This is a genomic window from Amycolatopsis sp. cg5 (assembly GCF_041346955.1).
In the GTDB taxonomy this organism is placed as follows: domain Bacteria; phylum Actinomycetota; class Actinomycetes; order Mycobacteriales; family Pseudonocardiaceae; genus Amycolatopsis.
In genome coordinates this window covers 2,225,654-2,246,336 of record NZ_CP166849.1, presented here as the reverse complement: position 1 = coordinate 2,246,336, position 20,683 = coordinate 2,225,654, and the positions used below count along the sequence as shown (strand labels likewise).

The window sequence follows — 20,683 nt, the reverse complement described above, 5'->3', positions numbered from 1 at the left end:
TAGACAGTTCAGCCAGGAGGGTTTCATGCCGGCAGCCGAACGCCGAACTTCAAAGGAAGTCTGGACCGCCGCCCACGCCGAGCGTGCCGCACTGGCCGATGACCTCACCGACCTCACCGACGACCAGTGGATGACGCCGTCCCTGTGCGCCGGGCTCACCGTGCGCGAGGTACTCGCCCACCTGACGGCCGCGGCGACTCTCGGCCCGCTGCGATGGATGACGAGCGTCCTACGCAGCCGATTCGACTTCGACAAGCACAACGCCGACCGCCTCGCCGAGCAACTGGGTCCGGCCCCCGCCGACACGCTCGCCCGGTTCCGTCGGATGATCACCAGCACCACAGCCCCATTCGGGCCACGAGCAGCCTGGCTGGGTGAGGTGATCGTGCACGGCGAGGACATCCGCCACCCGCTCGGTATCCACCACACCTACGCCCCCGACGCCACGACGACCGTCGCGACGTTTTACGCGTCCAAGGACTTCACCGTGGCAGGCAAGACGCTGACCAAGGGTTTGCGCCTGGTCGCGACCGACGGCCCGTTCACCACGGGCCTTGATCACGAGCCACTCGTCACGGGATCCACACTGGCGCTCACGATGGCGATGGCCGGGCGGCGGGCCTACCTCGACGATCTGACCGGCGATGGCGTCGAACTTCTCCGCCAGAGGTGACACCGCGGCTTGCGAAGAAACCGTACCCTGGAAAAAGAAAAAGCCCAGGTCTGTGACCTGGGCTTTTTCTTGCGATGCTCCCCCGCTTGGACTCGAACCAAGAACCCTCCGGTTAACAGCCGAATGCTCTGCCAGTTGAGCTACAGGGGATCGCTCCACCGATCGGATCTCTCCGACCAACGAGGGAAACCTTAGCGCACAACCACAGGGCCAAATACAGCACCCCCCCCCGAAGCCGGCGACACGGCGGCGGGGATTAGTGGACACTGGGGAGCGCTGGTTGGCGATCGAGCGTGAGGGCGTGGCGTGGATGAAGAGGTTCCTGCTGGGTGTGGCCGCAGGGTATGTGCTGGGCGCCAAGGCCGGGCGGGGGCGGTACGACCAGATCATGCGGAGCTACCGCAAGGTCGTCGACCATCCGCTGGTGCAGGGCGCCGCCGGGGTCATCCGCGCGAAGATCGGTGAGCGCTAGACATCCGGGTCGTGAGTGGTACGGCCGGTTCTAACCGGCCTGAACACTCACGAGCCCGGGGTGCGGGCGACCACGAAGATGCGGCGGAACTCGAACCAGGTCGTGCCGTCGGAACGTGACGGGTAGGCGACGTTCAGGCGCCGGGCGAGCTCGGCGCGGAACGTCGTCCAGTCGTCCTCGGACAGTGCCGCTTTGGCTGGCCGCAGTGCGGTTCCGGTGATCCACTCGAGCACGGCGTCGGGGCCGGTCAGGCGTTGGACGTAGGTGGTCTCCGAGGCGTCGACCAGGCATCCCTCCGATGCGAGGAGTTCGGCGTAGTCCTGGGCCGTGTCGACGGCGGACTCGTCGCGCAGCCGGAGGTCCCAGGCGGCGGCCACCTCGCGGGCGAGGACGTGGGATGGGGCGTTGAAGTTGCCGGGGACCTGGAAGGCGAGCCAGGCGCCTGCCGGGAGCTCGTCGGCCCAGCGGCGCAGCAGGTCGCGGTGCTCGGGGACCCACTGGAGCACCGCGTTGGAGATGACGACGTCCGTGTCGGGCTCCGGGGCCCAGTCCTGAACCGACAGCTCGCGGGCGTCGATGCCGGCCGCGCGGGCTGCTTTCACCATTTCGGGTGAGCTGTCGGAGGCTTCGAGGGTGGCGTTGGGCCAGCGCTCGGCCAAGGACGCGGTGAGGTTGCCGGGGCCGCAGCCCAGGTCGACGACGCGGCGAGGCTCCTCGGCGCCAATGCGGGCCACCAGGTCGCGGAACGGGCGGCCGCGCAGGTCGGCGTAGTCGAGGTATTTGGCCGGGTCCCACATGAGCACCTCCCGTAACAGTACGACTGTACTGAGTACGAGCGTACTGCTATGCGGTCGGCTTGGCCAGCTTCTTGGCGGCTTCGGCCGCGATGTCCGCCACGAGTGCCGGGTCGGTGCCGGGGTCGGGGCGGACCTGGAGCACGACGCCGTCCTGGCCGGGTAACTTGCGCTGGACGAACCAGGCGCCGCCGCCCGGCAGCTCCTGGCGGTGCCGGGCGCGGACGGAGTCGGTGACGCGCTGACGGACGAGGTGCGGGACCTTGCCGGGCGTCTTCAGCCGGTACTTCACGGGCGCCAGGTCGGCGAGCAGTACCGCCTCGCCTGCGTGGCCGGTTTCCTCGGCCTCGATCAGGGTGAACGCGCCGTCCGCCCAGGCGGCCTTGGCGACCAGGTGCCAGGGGACGCGGCGCGGGCCGTCGGGGATCCACAGGCCGAGCGGGGTGACCACCAGGAAACCGCCGCCGTCGACCGCGGCACTGCCGACGACGTGTTCGCCTGACTCCAATGTGCCGGTGAAGCCCTCGGGCACCCGGTCTCCCAGCAGGAACTTCAGCCAGCGCATCGCTAGTCCAATCCGCCGATCGCCTGCGACTTCAGCGCCTTGCGGTACTGCTCCAGCGCGACCAGGTCGCCGAAGAGCGCCCGGTAGTCGTCTGGGGCCTCGACCGGGGAGAGCCGGGTCAGCTTCGACTTGATCTCGGCGATCTGCCGTCCGACCAGGTTCTCCTGGACGGCCGCCAGCACGCCGCTGATGTAGCGGGTGTCGGCCTCGCCCTTGGCGCGCAACGGTTCCACCGCGAGCGCGCTCATCAGGGTGCGGACCTTCCCTTGTGGACAGTGGGCGGTCGCCGCGTCGATCAGCGCCGGACCGGCCAGCCCTGACGAGACGCCGCCCGCGGCCAGGACCGCCTTGTGCACCAGCACGTACGCGGGGTGCGTGAACGCGTCTTCCGGCAGTGCGTCGTACTCGGGGCCCGCGATCGCGGGCTCCTGCAGCGCGGCCTTCAACGCCTCGCGCTGCGCGACCAGCCTGGGGTCGCCCGGCGCGGGCAACGGGATGTCGCCCGCCTCGCCGGTGCCGTTGGCCGCCGGGGCGGCGACGCGGCGTGCGGCCTGCTTGTCGGTCGCGCCCGCGCTGCCGCGCACGCGGCTGACGACCTGCGCGGGGTCGGGCCAGCCGACCCACCACGAAAGCTTGGTGGCGTAACCGTCACGCGCCGCGCGGTCCTTGATCCTGGCGACCAGGGGGACGGTCTTCTGCAGCGCCGCGACCTGGCCGTCGACCGAGTCGAGGTCGAAGGTCTTGAGCATGCTCTTGATGGCGAACTCGAACAGCGGGATCCGGCGCGCGACCAGGTCGCGCACGGCCGTCTCGCCCTTGGCCAGCCGCAGGTCGCACGGGTCCATGCCGTCGGGGGCGACGGCGACGTAGGTCTGCCCGGCGAAGGTCTGGTCGCCCTCGAACGCCTTGAGCGCCGCCTTCTGGCCCGCCTCGTCGCCGTCGAACGTGAAAATGATCTCACCGCGGAAGGCGTCGTCGTCCATCAGCAGACGCCGCAGCACCTTCATGTGGTCCTCGCCGAACGCGGTGCCGGACGAGGCGACGGCCGTCGGCACGCCGGAGACGTGCATGGCCATCACGTCGGTGTAGCCCTCGACCACGACCACCTGGTGCCGCTTGGAGATCTCGCGCTTGGCCAGGTCCAGCCCGAACAGCACCTGCGACTTCTTGTAGATCGGGCTCTCGCTGGTGTTGAGGTACTTCGCCTCGATGCGGTCGTCGTCGAACAGCCGCCGCGCGCCGAAGCCGACCACGTCGTTGCCGACGTCGCGGATCGGCCAGACCAGCCTGCGGTGGAACCGGTCGATCGGCCCGCGCTGGCCCTCCTTGGTCAGCCCGGCGGTGAGCAGCTCCTTGACCTCGAAACCCTTGTTCAGCAGGTGTTTCGTCAGTTTGTCCCAGCCGGACGGCGCGAACCCGCAGCCGAACGTCTGCGCCGCCGCGCCGTCGAAACCGCGCTGCGTGAGGAATTCGCGCGCGGCCTGGGCGTCCGGCGTCTGCAGCTGCGCGGCGTAAAACTCCTGCGCGTGCTTGTGCGCCTCGACCATGCGGGTGCGGGTGCCGCGGTCACGCTGGACCGACCCGCCGCCGCCCTCGTAGGTCAGCCGCAGCCCGACGCGGTCCGCCAGCCGCTCCACGGACTCGACGAACGACGTGTGCTCCATCTGCATGATGAACTTGATGACGTCGCCGCCCTCGCCACAGCCGAAGCAGTGGAAGGTGCCGTGAGTGGGACGCACGTTGAACGACGGGGTCTTCTCGTCGTGGAACGGGCACAGTCCCTTGAGGCTGCCGCCACCCGCTCGACGCAGGAGCAGGTACTCCCCCACCACCTCGTCGATCCGGTTGCGGTCGCGCACCTCGGCGATATCGCTTTCCCGAATCCGTCCTGCCACGCCCCCACTCTAGTTCGGACCTTGCGGCGGCCTTGCGGCACACTCGGCGTATGAACGCGCTGGACGTACTGGCCGACGAATTCGCCACCCACCGGTCCCATCTGGTGGCGGTGGCCTACCGCCTCACCGGCACGGTCAGCGACGCCGAAGACGCGGTCCAGGAGTCGTGGCTGCGCATCGCCGGCCTGACCGACGCCCAGCGTGCCGCCATCATCGACCACCGCGCCTGGCTGACCACCGTGGTCAGCCGGATCTGCCTGGACCGGCTCCGCTCGGCCGCCGTGCGCCGCGAGCAGTACGTCGGCGAGTGGCTGCCGGAGCCGATCGTCACCCCGATCGGCAACGCGCCGTCGCCGGATCCGCTGGAGGCCGCGGTGCTCGACGACGGCATCCGGCTGGCCGCGATGGTCGTGCTCGACAAGCTCACGCCGGAGCAGCGCGTCGCGTTCGTGCTGCACGACGCGTTCTCCGTGCCGTTCGCCGAGATCGGCGAGATCCTCGGCTGCAGTGCCGCCGCGGCCCGCCAGCACGGGTCACGCGGGCGCCGCGCGCTCGCCGACGCCGACCCGCCGCCCCGCGTCGCGCTCGCCGAGCAGCAGGCGATCCTCGAGAAGTTCACGGTCGCGCTGCTGAGCGGTGACATCCGCGCGGTGGCCGAGGTGCTGCACCCGGACGTGGTGCTCATCGGCGACTCGAACGGCAAGGCCCGCACCACCCGGCAGATCATGGTCGGCGCCGACAAGGTCATCCGGTTCTTCCAGGGCCTGCTGCGGAAGTACCAGCCCGACGCGTTCGACCGGAGCTCGCCGGTGCTGGTCAACGGCGACCTGGGCTTCTACATCCCGGCGGTGCCCGAACCCACCGCCGGTTTCCCGCCGGTCGACGCGCATGTCGACGCCGTCAGCATCCGCGACGGCAAGATCGTCGCGATCTACGACATCGCCAACCCGGACAAGCTCACCCGCCTGACGAATCCCGCTTCTTAGCCGACCGGACCGCGAGCGCGAGGAAGAGCAGCGCGATACCGGCGAAGTACGCGAGCGCGACGGGCTGGCTCAGCGGCGAGTCGGACAACACCTGCGCGTTGCCGCCGTTGCGGCCCCCGCTGGCGCCGCCGTCGCCGCTGAGGAACTTCTTGGCGACGTTGAACGGCAGCCAGCGGTGGATGTCGATGCCGACGTCCGGGATGGCGGCGACGGCGTCTTCGGCGATGAGCACGTAGACGATCAGCAGCGCGACGCCGGCGCTGTGCTGCAGTAACAGTCCGCTCGCGACCCCGACGACCGCGGCGAACGCGAACACCGGCCCGGTGCCGGCGACCATGAACCAGTCGGCCGTGCTGTCGAGCGCGAGGCCGTCCGGCGCGACGACGTAGCCCGCGCCCCAGGCGCCGAACGCCGCGAGTTCGCCGACGCAGAACGCGAACGCGGCCACGACCAGCGCCTTCGCCAGCAGGATCGGCGTGCGGGCCGGCACCGCGAGATATGAGGTGTACAGCGTGCCGACCCGGAACTCGGTGGTGACCGACAGCGCGGCGAGCACCACGATGACGGCCAGCGCGAACGGATAGCCGAACTGCGTGCTCGCGACGGTCGGCACGAACGTGCCTTCGACGTGGTTGCCCACGATGAGCATGCCGAAGCCGATCATGACGGCCAGCGCCAGCGCGGCGCACGACCAGGCCGAGCGGGTGCTGAAGAGTTTGACGCGTTCGGCGGCGATGAGTGCCATGGATTCCCCTCCTTGTGTGAGGGGAATCCTTCGCGGTTCACGCGCCGGGCACGTCAGCCTGAAGCCCGAAAAACGGTCTCCTACCTGAGGGGGACCTCGCAGGCCGCGCCCGAGGTGAAGCCCTGGTCGGTGATCTCCAGCGCGCTGTTCATCCGCCCGCGCGAGTTCTCGAGCGAGATCAGGTAGGTCAGCTCGATGACGCCCTTGCGGCCGAACTCGGCCTCCAGCTCGGCGACCTGCTCGTCGGTCACGGCCACCGGGGTGGCGGTGATGGCGTCGGCGTACGCGATCGCGAGGCGCTCCTGGTGACTGAACGCGGGCGAGGTCGCGTAGTCGTCGATCTTCTTGAGCCGCTCGATGTCGAGGCCCTCGTGCAGTTGCAGCATGGTCCCGAAGTCGACGCACCACGAGCACCCGAGCTGGGTAGCGGTCCGGTAGACGGCGAGTTCACGCACGCTCAGCGGTAACGTCTTCGCCGATTTTTCGACCATCAACTCGTGCACCGCGGAAGCCCGCAGCAGACCCTGGTGGTGCGCGGTGATGGCCAACGGCTCCGGCACCGCGCCATAGCGCTTGCGGGCGAACCGGTAGGCGAACTTGAGCAACAGTCCGGCATCGGCGTACTTGATCGCGGTCAGGCGGGGCATATTTCTCCTCCTTGGCTCGTTCGAAACCCAGACGAGACAGCGCCGCGGAGTGTGACGGGAGGGGCGACATGGTCGATCCGATACTGGTCGGCGCGCTGATCTGGCTGCTCGACCGGCTCGCGGGCCGCGGCGTCGACTGGCTCTTCGACAACGCCGTCGGCCGCGGCCGCGCCGCGCCTCAGCTCAAGCGCCACGACCTCACCTCACCCGGCGCGCAGGCCACCAGCGACGTCGATTTCACCGTGCGGCATCACCTGGCCCACGTGAGATCGCCGGTGATCCTCACGTTCCAGAAGTTCAGCGACAAGTCCACCGGCATCACCCTCCCGATGGTGCTTGGCGACACCGCGCACGTGACGCTCCCGCGCAACCACTACTTCGTCACCGCGCTGATCATCGACCTGCCCAAGAACCACGGCGACCTCCCGGTGCTGCGCGGGCTCGGCTGGGCTCAGCCGTTCGTCGCCGACAACCACACCGCCAAGATCACCATCGCCACCCAGGCCCCGACCGACGCGCTGGTCACGAAGATCGGCCTGAAGCAGCAGGACGGCACCATCCCGTTCATCCTGCCCACACCGCCGCTAAGCCCGGTGGCGCAGGAGTGGCTCGCCAACCTGAGCAGGAAGCAAGCCACATTCCCGAGGAAGCTCACGCCGCCCGCGGCCAACCCCAGCCTGAAGAAGCTTATCGACGAGCTGAACGCCCAGTCACCCACGGCCTTCCCCCGCGTGCAGCCTGCGAAGGTCACCCCGCGCAAGCCGAAGAAGGCCGAGCCGATCATGTGCCGTGCGCAGTCATGGCTGGGCACCGGGCGTTGCGGCTTCCTGGCGCACAAGGACAACCTCTGCAAGATCCACCGCGACCAGATCCTGAACGGCGCCGAAGTCCTCGACCACAAGACAGGCAAACGCATCGTCCTCTGACAGGACCGGGATAAAGCGGGCTTTACTCCCCGGGATAAAGCCCGCTTTACTTCGCGGAGTAAAGCGGGCTTTATCCCGGTCTCACGGGGTGAGGTCGCGGGTGTCCCAGATCCAGACGCCGTTGACGAACTGGCCTGGCCTGTTCAGCAGTAAGTCCACTGTGGACCGGAAGGCGAACTCGTTCTGCCGGGGGATCAGCACCAGCACGTCCGCGTTCCAGTAGCGCAGGTCGTCGACGGCCTGCGCGCGCATCGTGTCGTCGATCGGCGGCGCGGAGCCGCTCTGCTTGACCTGGTCGAGCAGGATCGACGTCGGCCGCTGGATCGCGCCGTAGCGGCCGCGTTTGTCGTCGGGGCCGTTCGGGCCGACGAAGTAGCCCTCCGGCATGGGGAAACCGAGCTTGGCGTCCATCTGCCAATGCAACGGCTCCGACTCGCCGCCGCTGGGCAGCGGGACCGTGACGACCGTGCCGCCCGACACGTAGGACTTCCAGGTGCCGTCGGCGAAGAACGCGGGCGTCGGCGGCCGGTCCTTCACGATCAGCTTCGTGGGCGCGATCGGCAGCAGCACCGCGAGGATCGCGCCGATCCAGAGCAGCCGCAGCGGCACCTCGCGGGTGCCGGGGCCGAGTGCGAACACGCGATGCGTCGCGACCGCCAGCAGCGCGCCGATCAGAGGCACACAGCCCATGGCGAACCGGGATTCGAGCACCGATTCGAGCAGCGGCAGCTCGTTGAACCACTTCCACGGGCCGGGGATGCCGGTCTCCTCGTGCGCCGCGATGATCTGCACGCCCAGCGAAAGCCACGCCATCGCGTACATGGCGATCGCCATCGAGCGGGCGAAGCGGTCGCGCCACAGCCAGATGGTCAAGACCACCATGAACACGATCAGCGGCCAGCCGAAGAAGGCGTTCTCCTCGGTGCGGTTCATCGAGACGTCGGCGGCCGCCTTCGCGTCGCCCGCGATCGACTGGGTCGCGAAGCGGGTGAACGCCGCCGTGTCGTTGCCGACCGAGCCGTGCTCGATGGCCTGGTAGCTCTCGGGTCCGAAGAACTGCCACCACAGCGGGAAGCCGGCGAGCACCAATGCCACCGCCGTGCCGATGCCGCAGCCGGTCGCGAACGGGCGGATCATGGCCGGGATCTCGCTTGGTCTGGACAACACGTAGGCGAGGCCGAAGATCAGGAACGTCACGCCCGTGATGAGCAGCGGCTCTTCGCCGAGGAAGATCTGGTACGCCGTGAGCAGGCCGAGAATCACGCCGTTGCGCACGGGCCGGAGCCCTTGCGCGAGCTGGATCAGCTTCAGCACGATGAACGGCAGCAGGAACCACGCGACGAAGTTCGGGTGCGCGTTGCCGTGCGAGACCATCGAAGGCGCGAAGCCGCAGAAGGCGCCGCCGATCGCCGCGCCCGCCCGCGAAGACACCAGGTGACGCGAGAAGACCCAGTACCAAGCGGCCGCGGAGCCGGCGAGCCCGCCGGTCAGCGCGATCGCCCAGGTGACCGTCGGGCCGAAGAGCAGCGTGATCGGCGTCAGCGGGATGCCGAGGCCGAGCATGGCCGTGTTGGCCATCATGTTCACGCTGAGCGGATAGTTCTGCAGGTTCGACGACAACGGGTTGTCGAGGTTCACCACATTGCGCGCGGTGACGTCGAAGAACCACTCCCACAGATTCTGGTCGGACGCGCTGTTCCAGAGATAGCCGCTGGTGAAGTTCAGCCACTGCCCGCTGTACAGGATGAGCGAGAACAGCAGGTAGCCCAGCACGATGCCGACATCCGCGCGGCGCCACTTGCGGCCGGGCGGCTCGGCGACCTCGAGGACCTCGGGTTCTTCGTCGAAGTCGAAAGGTTCGGCCGGGTCCAGGCTGATGTCCGAGAAGCTGTGACGGTCACCGGTTGGGGTGTCACCCACTTGGACTTCCTCAGGGCTCGACGACGCGGGTGAAAAAGTAGACCACACCCGTTCCGGCGTGCCGCACCAGCAGCAGGAAAGGCCGGTCGACGACGACCTCCACCGGGTCGTCGGTGATCATCGCGGTCAGCCGCATGGTGGCCGCGGTCGCCGCCGCGCCTTCGAGACCCTGCTCGTCGATCCGCAGCACCGACTGGTGCAGCACCTCGGCGACGTGCAACTCCTTGCTGGGACTCAACGGGGTGAAATCCGCGCTGGGACTGAAGATGGTCCGCACTCCGAGTTCCTTCAGCGTCGCGGTGAGCGGGCTGCGGACGTCGATCGCGAACTTGGGCAGGGAAAGCCGGACCATCTTGTCCTCGGTCGCGCTCAGCAGCCTGCCGAGCCGGGTGCCGTCGAGCTCGCATTCGGCCTCGCCGAGGTCGCCGTCCGGCAGCAGGACGACCGCTTCGACGCCGCCGCCCGCCGGGAGCGTGACGATCTGCCAGCCGTCGCGCGCGCCGTGGCCGAGCGTCTCCTCCTGCCAGAGCGTCGGCACCTCGCGGGTCTCGTCGTGCACGTGGAACGGCGCGAGCGCGGTGTTGCGGTCGACGAACGGCTTCTGCCACGCCGTCTTGAGGTAGAGCGCGTTGACCAGCGCGGCGACTGTGTCCGGCGCGATCGTGCCCGCCTGCAGCAGCTCGGGGATCAGGTCACGCGTCGTCTTCGCGACGTCGGCGTTGATCACCTCGCGCGCGCCTTCGGGGTCGCTCACGAACGGCGCCGAAGCGACCCGCCCGCCCGGCCAATCGTCGAGCGAAAAGTCCTCGTTGAGCGGTAGCCGGTCCCACGCCCACAACGTGTTCGACACGGCGATCTCCGCGTCGCGCAGGTCCGTCGCCTGGTGCAGGAGGCCGGGCTCGGAGCCGGCGGTCACCGTGTCCAGCTCGTCCGCCGCACGCCCGCGCACCGACTGCCGGAGCAGGCCGAGCGCGCTCGCGATCGAGAACGGCGAGAAGCAGGCGTTGCCGCCCGACGGCGCGAGCGCCCGGTGCAGCGTCCAGCAGAAGCGCAAGTGCTCGTCCGAGGAAGCCATGCCCCCGAACCTACCCGTGCCTGCCGGTATGCCACGAGTACCAAGCCTGGGCCTGGGCATCCGTCAGCGACGCGACCTGGTCGACGACCACCCGCAGCCGCGCGTCGTCGTCCGGCGCCGCCTCCCAGGCCGGCACGAAGATCGGGTCGAGCGCCTCGGGCGCCCGGCTGGTCAGCAGCGTGACCAGCTCGATGACCATCTGACGCTGCCCGTCCTGCATGGCCAGGCGACGCTTGTCGCTCATCACGTACCGCAGCGCGAGCGCCTTGAGCAGCGCGACCTCGGCCGCGACCTGCTCCGGCACGGCCAAATCGGCCGCGTACCTGGTCAGCGGGCCGTCGCCGTGCTTCGCGCGGGTACCGGTGACCGCGGCCGCCGCGAAGCGCCCGACGAGTTCGCTGGTCAGCCGCTTGAGCGCGAGCTGCCCGGCGAGCGAACCGTGCCGTTCCGACGCGAACGCCGCGACCACGGGCAGGTCGAGCAGCTCATGCGCCGCGCTCTCCAAAGTGGACACCGACTGCTTCGAGAAATGCTTGGCCGCGGCCTCCGCGATCGCCGAGCGTTCTTCCTTGTCGGCCAGCACGCGCAGCGAGATCCGGCCTGCCAGCACCCCGTCCTCGACGTCGTGCACCGAGTACGCGACGTCGTCCGACCAGTCCATGATCTGCGCTTCGAGGCTGCGTGCCCGGTCCGGCGCGCCCTCGCGCAGCCAGGTGAACGCCGCGAGATCGTCCGCGTAGACGCCATATTTGGGGTTGCCGGGCTCCTTCGGCCACGGGTACTTCGTGGTCGCGTCCAGGCAGGCACGCGTCAGGTTGAGCCCGGCGTCGCCGACCTTGGGCTCCAGCCTGGTCAGGATGCGCAACGTCTGCGCGTTGCCCTCGAACCCGCCACACGACCGCGCGACCTCGTTCAGCGCCCGCTCGCCGTTGTGCCCGAACGGCGGATGCCCGATGTCGTGCGCGAGGCCCGCGGTGTCGACGATGTCCGGGTCGGCGCCCAGCTCCTCGGCGATGCCGCGGCCGATCTGCGCGACCTCCAGCGAGTGCGTCAGCCGGGTCCGCGGCACGCCGCTGACCTCGGCGCCCTCCCCCGGCCCGACCACCTGGGTCTTGCCCGCGAGGCGCCGCAGCGCGGCCGAATGCAGCACGCGGGCGCGGTCACGGGAGAACGGGCTGCGCCCGTCGGAGCGCGAGCCGGGCAGCGCGGAACCCTTGGGCGCCTCTTCGAGCCATCGCGCCCGGTCATGAGCGGTGTAGACGTCTTCCACGACGCCAGCCTAAGTCACTCAGCCGACGTCGGTTCCTCCGAAATCCGTCGCGGGCGTCTTGGTCAGCCGGTAGAACAGCAGCGCGCGCGTCTCACGCCAGATGTAGCGGAACTGGATCTCGCGGGTCTGCACGATCGGCCCGGAGTGCACAGGCGAGGTCCACGCCTCCAGCCCGGCGTCCTCGGCCATGGCCCGCGCGCGCAGGCCGTGCCAGGGGTCGCTGACCAGTACCGCGGTCTTGAGGCCGAGCCGATGCACCTCGTTGGCCACGGCCTGGAGGCTGCGCAGGGTGTCGCTGCCTTCGCCGACGGCGAGCATCGCGTCGGCCGGGACGCCGTTGCGCTTCAGCCACAACGCGCCCGCGTCGGCCTCGGTGAAGTTGTCGCCCGCCTTCTTGCCGCCGGTGGTGACGATGGTCTTGGCGACGCCCTCTTCGTAGAGCCGCTTCGCCTTGGCGAGCCTGGCCTCGAAGATCGCCGACGGCTTGCCGTTGTACTGGGCCGCGCCGAGCACGACGATCACGTCGGCGGGCGTCCGGTCGTCGACCCGCGCGACCTGCCACACCCTGACCATGGTCCCGCCGAGCACCAGCAGCGCGATGAGCACCGATCCGAACAGCGCGCGGCGCACCCAGGCACCTCGCGTCACACCCGTACTCACCCGCTCAGTCTCCCAGAGCGGATATCCGGCTCATAACCACCCACGGTCCTCGGCGAGCCGCACCGCTTCGGCGCGGGTGCGCGCGCCCGTCTTGCCGATGGCCGAAGAGAGGTGATTGCGCACTGTCCCTTCGGAAAGGTGCAACGCCTTCGCGACATCGGAGACCGTGCTGCCGTCCTTGGCGATGCGCAGCACGTCGTGTTCCCTGGCGGTCAACGGGCTCGCGCCGGTCGCCAGCGATTCGGCGGCGAGCGCGGGGTCGACCACCCTGAGTCCACTGTGGACACGACGGACCGCGTCGACCAGCTGCTCCGGCGGCGAGTCCTTGACGACGAAACCGGCGGCGCCGGCGGCCATCGCGCGGGCCAGGTAACCCGGCCTGCCGAAGGTGGTGCAGATGATGATCCGGCAGCCCGGCACGAGCTTGTGCAGCTCGGCCGCCGCTTCCAGACCGTCCTTTCCGGGCATCTGGACGTCCAGCAGCGCGACGTCGGGGGTGTGCTCGCGCGCCGAGGTCACCGCGTCGTCGCCGGTGCCGACCGCCGCCACCACCTCGATGTCCGGCTCCAGGTCCAGCACGGTCGCCAGCGCCCCGCGCACCATCGCCTGGTCGTCGGCCAGCAGCACCCTGATCACGACGGCACCTCGGCCCGCACCACGAATCCTCCTTCGGGGCGGCAGCCCGCCCGTACCGTGCCGCCGACCTGCGCCAGCCGCTCCTGCAGGCCGCGAAGCCCGTTGCCCGGTGAAACCTCGTGCGCGTTCGCGCCGTCGTCGGCGATCTCCAGCCAGGTCCGGCCGAGCCGCACGGTCACGTGCCGCGCCCTCGAATGCCGCACCACGTTGGTCACCGCCTCACGGAGAACGTAGCCGAAGGTGCGCTGCAGATCCGGCCGCACGTCGTCGACGGCGTGCGGCAGGTCGGCGTCGATCTCGGCGGCACGCAGCGCGACCCGCGCGCCGGCCAGCTCGGCCGACAGCGAGACCTCGCGATAGTCCGAAACGGTCAGCCTGACGTCCGAAAGCGCGCTGCGGGCGAGGCCTTCGACCTCGCGGATCTCGGTGATCGCCTTCGCGGGCTCCGCGGAACTTTCGAGTATCCGCCGGGCCAGCCCCGCCTTGACGGTGATCGTGGTGAGGCTGTGCCCGAGGATGTCGTGCAGGTCGCGGGCGACGCGCTCGCGTTCGTTCGCGACCGCGAGCTCGGCGATGTCCTCGTTCGCCTTGCGCAGGCTGCGGATCGCGCGGACCAGGCGGCCGAACATGAACATCGCGCCGGTGACCGAGCCGACGGTGGTCAGATCGCCGAGTTTGTCGTAGTTCTTGCTGACCAGGATGATGACCAAGGCCGCCGACAGGCTGGCGACGTCGAGGATGAGCGCCGGCCCGATCGGGAGCGCGAACCCGACGATCCCCAGCGCGTAGATCAGCTGGTAGATCGCGTCCATCCCCCACATCCAGATCAGGCACCAGCCGAGCGCCACCATCCCCGTGCAGAACAGGATCCTGGCGCGCAGTTTGAACCTGATCATGGTCAGCGGGAAGATCAAGTAGCACGCGCTGTAGACGACCAGCACGGCGAACATCAGCGCCTTCACCCACCCGGGTGCGTCCGCGGCCGAGATGCTCCGGACGCCGGGTATCACCATCGGCAGCAGGAACGCCGTGCCCAGGATCAGCCAGCGGAACGGGAACCGCTCCGGACGGGTCGGCCTGGCGGTGCGTGCGATGTCGTCACACCACCAATTCCCCCACTGCCAGACCGAGCCCTCGACGTTCGCCACGACTGCCTCTCCGTTAGACCCGCGCGCCGTCTTTACGGTATCGCCTGATCACGAGCGCCCCGAGCACCACGGTCCACGCGCCGAGCAGCAGCAAGGCGCCGCCCATCGAACCGTCGGCGCCCGCCCCCGCGACGTGATAGCCCAGCTGGACCGCGCCGTAGCTGGGCAGGAACTGGGCGGTGGTGTGCAGCCACGAGACGCTCTGCACCGGGATCCACAGCCCGCCGAGGAAGCCCATGCCCATCATGATCAGCATGTTGACCGGCTGCATCGAGTCGACGGTGCCGAACTGGCCGAGCAGCAGCCCGAGGAAGATGAACGGGATCATGGTCGCCCACGACACGGCGATCAGCGTGGCCCACTTCGCGAGGTCGAACTCGATTCCCTGGGTGAGCCAGGCGGCCGCGGGCACGAGGATCATCGCGGGCAGGCCGACCAGCAGCGCCGAAACGGCCTTGCCACTGAGATATCCGGTACCCGACAACGGGGTCAGCCGAAGCTGGCGCTGCCAGCCGGTCGACCGCTCGTAGGCGAGTTTCGTCGAGTTCGACATGGCGGCGCCGAACCCGCCGAACACCATCATGTTGATCATCAGCACGATCACCACGGCCGTGTGATCCTTGTCGGTCTTGCTGATGAAGACGTTGCTCTGCAACAGGAACATCAGGATCGGGAAGGCCACGGCGAACACCACGAACCGCGGCGAGCGGAACATGCGGACGATTTCGGAACGCAGGTACGTGATGCTCATCGGTCGTCCTCTTCGGAAGTCAGCGAAAGGAAGGCGCCTTCGAGGCCGACCGCGGTGACCTCGATGTCGCGTGCGTCAGGGAAACGCGCGAGCAGCGCGCGCAAAGTGGCGTCGGAATCGTTGCTGGACAAGGCAACGCGGCCCGCGCGGAGTTCGTAGCCGGTGACCGCGGGCAGCGCCGCGATCACCGGCTCGGTGGCAGTGGGCACGACCGCCCGGACCGTACGACCCCCTTGCAGCGCACGGACCTCGGCGACCGAGCCATCGGCCACGATCTTGCCGCCACGCATCAACACCACGCGGTCGGCGAACTCCTCCGCCTCTTCGAGATAGTGCGTCGCGAAGAGCACTGTGCGGCCGGAGTCGGTGTACGTGTACATGGACTTCCAGAACTCGCGTCTGGTTCCCACATCCATCGCGGCGGTCGGCTCGTCGAGCACCAGCAGGTCCGGATCACTCACCAGCGCGACCGCGTACCGGACCCGCTGCTTCTGCCCACCGGACAGCTTGTTGGCCCGCCGACCAGCGATATCTTCGATGCCGGCGCTGCGCAGCGCGTCATCGACCGGCATCGGCTTACGGTGCAGCGATGCGATCATCGTCACGGTCTCGCGGACGGTCAGATCGTCGAGCAGCGCACCACCCTGCAGCATGGCGCCGATCGCCCCCTGCGCGACGGCCTCGTCCGGCGTCGCCCCGAACACCGTCACGCTGCCACCGTCGGGCTTCGTGAGCCCGAGGATCATGTCCACTGTGGTCGACTTGCCGGCGCCGTTCGGCCCGAGCAACGCGACGACCTCACCCGGCGCGATGGTCAGGTCGACCCCGTCGACCGCGTGCACGTCGCCGTAGTGCTTACGCAGGCCGCGCAGGTGCACCGCGGCCCCCGCCGCCACCCCCGCGTCCCCATGCCTGGTCTGTGTTTTCTCCATGCCCAGAACCTTGCCGCTTCGGCGCGGCCGGTCCCCGGATCACCTGTCACGACCTCCCCATGACAGGTGTCATGGACGCGATAAAGCCCGCTTTACTCCGGGGAGTAAAGCGGGCTTTATCGCGGGTTTCGCGCTAGCAGCCGATCAGGCGAGAGGCCAGGTAGGACTCGAGCTTGTCGATCGCGACGCGCTCCTGCGCCATGGTGTCGCGCTCGCGCACGGTCACCGCGTGGTCGTCGAGCGAGTCGAAGTCCACGGTGACGCAGAACGGCGTGCCGATCTCTTCCTGACGGCGGTACCGCTTGCCGATGGAGCCTGCGTCGTCGAAGTCGACGGCCCAGTGCTTGCGCAGCATGGCCGAGACGTCCTTCGCCTTGGGCGAGAGGTCGGCGTTGCGGGACAACGGAAGCACGGCCACCTTGTACGGCGCGAGGCGGTAGTCGAGCTTCAGCACGACACGCTTGTCGACGCCGCCCTTGGCGTTGGGCACCTCGTCCTCGTGGTACGCGTCGACCAGGAACGCCATCATCGAGCGGCCGACACCGGCAGCGGGCTCGATCACGAACGGCCGGTAGCGCTGGCCGCTCGCCTGGTCGAAGTACGACAGGTCCACACCCGAGTGGTTCGAGTGCGTGGTGAGGTCGAAGTCGGTGCGGTTGGCGATACCTTCCAGCTCGCCCCACTCCTGGCCAGCGTTGAACGCGAACCGGTACTCGATGTCGACGGTCCGCTTCGCGTAGTGCGAGAGCTTTTCCTTCGGGTGCTCGAAGTGGCGCAGGTTCTCGGCCTTGATGCCGAGGTCCTTGTACCACTCGGTACGCGTGTCGATCCAGTACTGGTGCCAGCGCTCGTCGTCACCGGGCTCGACGAAGAACTCCATCTCCATCTGCTCGAACTCACGCGTGCGGAAGATGAAGTTACCGGGCGTGATCTCGTTCCGGAACGACTTGCCGATCTGGCCGATGCCGAACGGCGGCTTCTTCCGCGACGCGGTCTGCACGTTCAGGAAGTTGATGAAGATGCCCTGCGCGGTCTCCGGGCGGAGGTAGTGCAGGCCTTCCTCGGTCTCGACCGGGCCCAGGTGCGTCTTCAGCATCATGTTGAAGTCACGCGGCGCGGTGTACTGGCCACGGGTGCCACAGTTCGGGCACGGCACCTCGGACAGGTCGTCCTCCAGCACCTCCTTGCCCGTGCGCGCGGCGTAGTCCTCGGCCAGCTGGTCGGCGCGGAAGCGCTTGTGGCACGAAAGGCACTCGATCAGCGGGTCCGTGAAGACGTTCACGTGGCCGGAGGCGACCCACACCTGGCGCGGCAGGATGACCGACGAGTCGAGGCCGACGACGTCGTCGCGGCCCTGCACCATCGTCTTCCACCACTGGCGCTTGATGTTGTCCTTGAGCTCGACCCCGAGTGGTCCGTAGTCCCACGCCGACCGGGTGCCGCCGTAGATCTCTCCGCAGGGGAAGACGAAGCCACGGCGCTTGCACAGGCTGACAACGGTCTCAATGGTATTGGCGGGCACTCCACGCTCCGAAGCATGCGGGGACGGTTAGAAGGTTCAAGCGTACAGACCCGTAGCCAGCGACTTATGTCAAGGGCGGCCAACCAGCGACGCCGTCACGATCCGGTTGTCCTCGTACCCGGTGCTCCCCCCGACGTATTCGCCTCCACAGGTCACCAGCACCAGCCGATGCGGCCCATCCGGCGAGAAGAACTCCTCGGCACGCTGGGCCAGTTTGTCCTTGTGCACGGTCTCGACGGCATCGATCTTGTACGTCCACTTGCCGCCCGCGTCATCCGAGACGTTGACGTCCTGCCCGGCCTTGATCCGCCACAGCTCGTCGAACGGCCCCTTCTTGCCCTTCCAGTTCACATGGCCCGAGAAGAGCGCGGTCCCCTTGTCAGCCCCGACCTTCGCGCCCCACCAAGCGGCCTCGTCGAGCCCCTCGGGGATCGGCAGCGTGCCGTCGTCCTTCAGCTCCTGGTGCACGAGCTTCGCGACCCCGCCACCGGGCAGCATCACGACGCCGGGATCCTTCCCGGCGTCCACCGGCTGATTGGCTTGCGCGGCCTGGCTGGCCGGCGCCGCCTGCTGCTCCGGAGCGCTGCCTCCGCATCCACTGACCAGCACCGCGACGGCCGCGACGGCGACCAAGAACCCCTTCAACTGCTGCTCCCTAGCTCGACATCCGTTCTCGCCGGATGTCACCGCCTGGGAGCGCTAGTTGGTTGCATCGGATTTTCAGGGCCTGGAGATGAGTTCCGCGGTCACGACCCGGTTGTCCCGGTATCCCTGCGTCCCGCCCACGTAGTCCCCACCGCAGGTCACCAGCACGAGCCGATGCGGCCCGCTCTGCCCGAAGAGAGCGCGGGCCTGCTTGGGAAGGTCGTTCTTGTGCAGCGTGACGACGCTGTTGACCCGGTAGACCCACTTGCCGCCCGCGGTGTCCATGACAGTCACGTCCTGCCCGTTGGACATCGACCACAACACGTCGAACGGGCCCTTCTTGCCCGCCCAGTTCACATGCCCGGACAGGAGCGCGGCGCCCTTGTCGGCCCCGAGCTTGGCGCCCCACCAGGCAGCCTCGTCGAGTCCCTGCGGAATCGGCAGCACGGCCTTCTTGGTCACCTCGACGCGCACCAGCTTCGCGGTCCCGCCGCCGGGCAGCATGATCGTGCCCGGCTTCTGGCCGGGAGCGGCTTCCACACTCGCCGCGACCTTGGACGCGACGGTCGGATCAGGCGTCGGAACGGGCTCGGCGGACGGCTCGATGGAGGCGATCGGCACGTTGGCCTTGGGCGTGGGTTCCGGCTGAAGCACCAGCACACCGGTGGTCAGCACACCCACGGCGAGCAGGCCGAGCCCCGCCGCCAGCCACTTCTTGCGCGGCTGGGGCGCGGTCTCGTTCTGCGGTTCGATCATCAGTGGTCGTGACGGCGGCGGCGCACCACGAAGGCGGCGCCACCGGCAAGCAGCGCGCCCGCGCCGAGCAGGGTGAAGCCGAGCGGCGAGGTGCCGCTCTCACCGGGGGCGGCCGGAGCGGCGTAACCGGCGGGAACCGCGGTCGGCACCGGGTCTTCTTCAGTCGCGACAAAGTCCTTCGGCACCGAGCAGCTGGCACCACCCAGCACCAGGCGAGTCGTCACGTCCTTACCTTCGAGAACTTTGCCCTCTGCATCAACCGCGTGCGTGACGATGTCGACCTGCCACCCAGCAGCGGCGTTCACATCGGACTCGAGCCAGCTCTTCAAGCGGATGAGCTGGTCGAACTTCGTGACGGGCGAGATCTTGATGTCCGACTTGCTCGTGACAGCACCCTCTACGGTGAGCGGAGCGCCGAACGGCAGGTCCTTCCGCTCAAGCGGCTTTTCGACCGTCGGCAAATCGGTGATCGCCTCGAGCGCGCCCTCTTGGTTGCGCAGCCAGAGCGCATCCACGGCAGTCGAAGTCGTCGTCTCGTCGACTGTCCCGCACTCAACGCTGGTCTTGACGCCCTTGAACGCGAGAACTGTGGTGTTGAGCGTTTCGCCACCACGCTTGAAATCGCGCAGTGCGAAATTGGCCTCGACAGAAGCGGCGGGCACGTGGGTGGCCTTCAGCTCGGCCTCGACCTTGAACTCGGTCGTCTCGACACCCGCCGGGAACGGACTGTCGGCTTCCGAGCCGAACTTGCCGAGATTGACCTCGTAGTTCTTGCCGTACACCTTGGGGTCGAGCTTGTCTTCAGTCTCCGGCACGACCTGGCGCTTGGTCGGCAGCAGGTTCGACGCGGGCTCGCTGGGCGACGGCGACAGCTCGGATACGAACCTCGACCCGTTGACGTCCAGCCCGACCAGGTTTCCGAACGCGACCGGAGTCGCACTCGGCTCAGGCTTCGCGGTCTCGGTCTCCTGCGCGCTGGCGATGGGCGCGGCGACCAAGAGCGAGCAAGCCGTCACCGTGGCGAGTTTCGTGGCGAAACGAGTCATGTCTTCCCTCTGTCCGGGCGGCCCCAAGGCGCAGTGATCCGCAACTACTTTGCACTGTCTGCGATCACCTCGGCAGTGTTACACCAAATTGGTGGCCAACTCACTCGATCGGAGTAGTACGAAGGTCGGCGCAGTGCCGAGTAATCGTCCCCTGACGGAGGGAACACTAGGATGAGGACCGCGGTTGTTGACTATGACTGCGAAAATCATGTCTAACAAGGCTGGAGTGACGACATGGGCACGGTGAGTTCGGGCGCGGCCCCGGCAGGACTGCCCGACGAGGCTGAAGTGCATTCCACCGCACGTCAGGTGTCGTCAACGGGCCCTGCGACCTCGGCGAAGACGCTGTCGGACGCCGGCGACCTGCTGCGCGCGCTGGCCGCGCCGGTGCGGATCGCGATCGTTCTACAGTTGCGCGATGAGGACCGCTGCGTCCACGAGCTGGTCGACGCGCTCGACGTCGCGCAGCCGCTGATCAGCCAGCACCTGCGGGTGCTGAAGACGGCGGGCGTGGTCGAGGGTGAGCGTCGCGGCCGGGAGGTCGTCTACCGGCTGGTGGATGATCACCTCGCGCACATCGTGGTCGACGCGGTCGCGCACGTCCAGGAGGGTAAGTGAC

The 20,683-nt window shown here is 68.5% G+C and carries 23 protein-coding genes and 1 tRNA gene; 6 read left to right on the top strand and 18 right to left on the bottom strand.

Translation table 11 applies throughout. The annotated features are described in order from the left end of the window. The first annotated feature begins 25 nt into the window (after positions 1-25). On the top strand, positions 26-673 hold the full coding sequence (locus tag AB5J62_RS10300) for a maleylpyruvate isomerase family mycothiol-dependent enzyme (protein WP_370947956.1): 648 nt from the start codon (positions 26-28) through the stop codon (positions 671-673). A 77-nt stretch (positions 674-750) separates the two neighbouring features. On the opposite strand, the gene AB5J62_RS10295 is transcribed toward AB5J62_RS10300, so the two are convergent. After that, positions 751-823 (bottom strand) — tRNA-Asn (locus AB5J62_RS10295). A 130-nt stretch (positions 824-953) separates the two neighbouring features. On the opposite strand from AB5J62_RS10295, the gene AB5J62_RS10290 reads away from it, so the two are divergent. After that, complete coding sequence (locus AB5J62_RS10290; RefSeq protein WP_370950503.1) at positions 954-1,145, top strand: hypothetical protein; 192 nt, start codon at positions 954-956, stop codon at positions 1,143-1,145. Positions 1,146-1,192: 47 nt separating this feature from the next. Here AB5J62_RS10290 and AB5J62_RS10285 read toward each other — a convergent pair whose 3' ends face one another. Genes AB5J62_RS10285 through dnaG form a run of 3 tightly spaced genes read right to left on the bottom strand, consistent with a single transcriptional unit; the run spans position 1,193 to position 4,399 of the window. Beyond that, positions 1,193-1,942, bottom strand: a complete 750-nt coding sequence (locus tag AB5J62_RS10285; protein WP_370947955.1) for a trans-aconitate 2-methyltransferase — start codon at positions 1,940-1,942, stop codon at positions 1,193-1,195. Positions 1,943-1,988: 46 nt separating this feature from the next. Then, positions 1,989-2,504 carry a hypothetical protein gene (locus AB5J62_RS10280; RefSeq protein ID WP_370947954.1) on the bottom strand — a complete coding sequence of 172 codons (516 nt, stop codon included), beginning with the start codon at positions 2,502-2,504 and terminating at the stop codon, positions 1,989-1,991. Between the two features lie 2 nt (positions 2,505-2,506). After that, on the bottom strand, positions 2,507-4,399 hold the full coding sequence (gene dnaG, locus AB5J62_RS10275; protein WP_370947953.1) for a DNA primase: 1,893 nt from the start codon (positions 4,397-4,399) through the stop codon (positions 2,507-2,509). A 50-nt stretch (positions 4,400-4,449) separates the two neighbouring features. Here dnaG and AB5J62_RS10270 point away from each other — a divergent pair, with 50 nt between their 5' ends. After that, positions 4,450-5,385 carry a sigma-70 family RNA polymerase sigma factor gene (locus AB5J62_RS10270; RefSeq protein WP_370947952.1) on the top strand — a complete coding sequence of 312 codons (936 nt, stop codon included), beginning with the start codon at positions 4,450-4,452 and terminating at the stop codon, positions 5,383-5,385. Here AB5J62_RS10270 and AB5J62_RS10265 read toward each other — a convergent pair. Both AB5J62_RS10265 and AB5J62_RS10260 read right to left on the bottom strand, forming a co-directional pair. Then, entirely contained in the window at positions 5,357-6,130 is a 774-nt protein-coding gene (locus AB5J62_RS10265) for a hypothetical protein (RefSeq protein ID WP_370947951.1), read from the bottom strand. The genes AB5J62_RS10270 and AB5J62_RS10265 overlap by 29 nt on opposite strands. A gap of 80 nt (positions 6,131-6,210) precedes the next feature. Continuing rightward, positions 6,211-6,777, bottom strand: a complete 567-nt coding sequence (locus AB5J62_RS10260) for a carboxymuconolactone decarboxylase family protein (RefSeq protein ID WP_370947949.1) — start codon at positions 6,775-6,777, stop codon at positions 6,211-6,213. Between the two features lie 68 nt (positions 6,778-6,845). Between AB5J62_RS10260 and AB5J62_RS10255 the strand changes: the two genes are divergently transcribed. Beyond that, entirely contained in the window at positions 6,846-7,703 is an 858-nt protein-coding gene (locus AB5J62_RS10255; RefSeq protein WP_370947947.1) for a hypothetical protein, read from the top strand. Between the two features lie 81 nt (positions 7,704-7,784). On the opposite strand, the gene AB5J62_RS10250 is transcribed toward AB5J62_RS10255, so the two are convergent. From AB5J62_RS10250 to AB5J62_RS10195, 12 genes are all read right to left on the bottom strand, one after another. Continuing rightward, positions 7,785-9,581 (bottom strand): glycosyl transferase, encoded by a 1,797-nt coding sequence (locus tag AB5J62_RS10250; protein WP_370950224.1) that lies wholly within the window; start codon positions 9,579-9,581, stop codon positions 7,785-7,787. 52 nt (positions 9,582-9,633) lie between these two features. Beyond that, positions 9,634-10,698, bottom strand: coding sequence for a serpin family protein (locus tag AB5J62_RS10245; protein WP_370947946.1), 1,065 nt, complete (start codon positions 10,696-10,698; stop codon positions 9,634-9,636). Between the two features lie 10 nt (positions 10,699-10,708). Next, positions 10,709-11,968, bottom strand: coding sequence for a deoxyguanosinetriphosphate triphosphohydrolase (locus tag AB5J62_RS10240; protein ID WP_370947945.1), 1,260 nt, complete (start codon positions 11,966-11,968; stop codon positions 10,709-10,711). A gap of 18 nt (positions 11,969-11,986) precedes the next feature. Beyond that, a complete protein-coding gene (locus tag AB5J62_RS10235; RefSeq protein WP_370947944.1) occupies positions 11,987-12,628 on the bottom strand; it encodes a YdcF family protein in 642 nt (213 codons plus the stop codon). A 30-nt stretch (positions 12,629-12,658) separates the two neighbouring features. After that, positions 12,659-13,264, bottom strand: coding sequence for a DNA-binding response regulator (locus tag AB5J62_RS10230; RefSeq protein WP_370947943.1), 606 nt, complete (start codon positions 13,262-13,264; stop codon positions 12,659-12,661). Next, a complete protein-coding gene (locus AB5J62_RS10225; protein WP_370947942.1) occupies positions 13,261-14,412 on the bottom strand; it encodes a histidine kinase in 1,152 nt (383 codons plus the stop codon). The genes AB5J62_RS10230 and AB5J62_RS10225 overlap by 4 nt, the downstream gene beginning before the upstream one ends. 13 nt (positions 14,413-14,425) lie before the next feature. Next, positions 14,426-15,163: an ABC transporter permease gene (locus AB5J62_RS10220; RefSeq protein ID WP_370947941.1), complete on the bottom strand. Its 738-nt coding sequence runs from the start codon at positions 15,161-15,163 to the stop codon at positions 14,426-14,428. Beyond that, entirely contained in the window at positions 15,160-16,095 is a 936-nt protein-coding gene (locus AB5J62_RS10215) for an ABC transporter ATP-binding protein (protein ID WP_370947940.1), read from the bottom strand. The genes AB5J62_RS10220 and AB5J62_RS10215 overlap by 4 nt, the downstream gene beginning before the upstream one ends. A 133-nt stretch (positions 16,096-16,228) precedes the next feature. Next, the gene (locus AB5J62_RS10210; protein WP_370947939.1) at positions 16,229-17,617 is read right to left on the bottom strand and encodes a glycine--tRNA ligase; all 1,389 of its coding nucleotides are present in this window, start codon (positions 17,615-17,617) and stop codon (positions 16,229-16,231) included. Between the two features lie 69 nt (positions 17,618-17,686). Beyond that, entirely contained in the window at positions 17,687-18,262 is a 576-nt protein-coding gene (locus tag AB5J62_RS10205) for a class F sortase (protein WP_370947938.1), read from the bottom strand. 75 nt (positions 18,263-18,337) lie between these two features. Continuing rightward, positions 18,338-19,018 (bottom strand): sortase domain-bontaining protein, encoded by a 681-nt coding sequence (locus AB5J62_RS10200; RefSeq protein ID WP_370947937.1) that lies wholly within the window; start codon positions 19,016-19,018, stop codon positions 18,338-18,340. Further along, positions 19,018-19,800 (bottom strand): LPXTG cell wall anchor domain-containing protein, encoded by a 783-nt coding sequence (locus tag AB5J62_RS10195; protein ID WP_370947936.1) that lies wholly within the window; start codon positions 19,798-19,800, stop codon positions 19,018-19,020. Before AB5J62_RS10195 ends, AB5J62_RS10200 begins: the two co-directional genes overlap by 1 nt. Before the next feature lie 13 nt (positions 19,801-19,813). Here AB5J62_RS10195 and AB5J62_RS10190 point away from each other — a divergent pair, with 13 nt between their 5' ends. Together AB5J62_RS10190 and AB5J62_RS10185 are read left to right on the top strand one after the other, a co-directional pair. Continuing rightward, positions 19,814-20,101: a hypothetical protein gene (locus tag AB5J62_RS10190; protein ID WP_370947935.1), complete on the top strand. Its 288-nt coding sequence runs from the start codon at positions 19,814-19,816 to the stop codon at positions 20,099-20,101. Between the two features lie 197 nt (positions 20,102-20,298). Continuing rightward, entirely contained in the window at positions 20,299-20,682 is a 384-nt protein-coding gene (locus AB5J62_RS10185; RefSeq protein WP_370947934.1) for an ArsR/SmtB family transcription factor, read from the top strand. The last annotated feature ends 1 nt before the right edge of the window (position 20,683 follow it).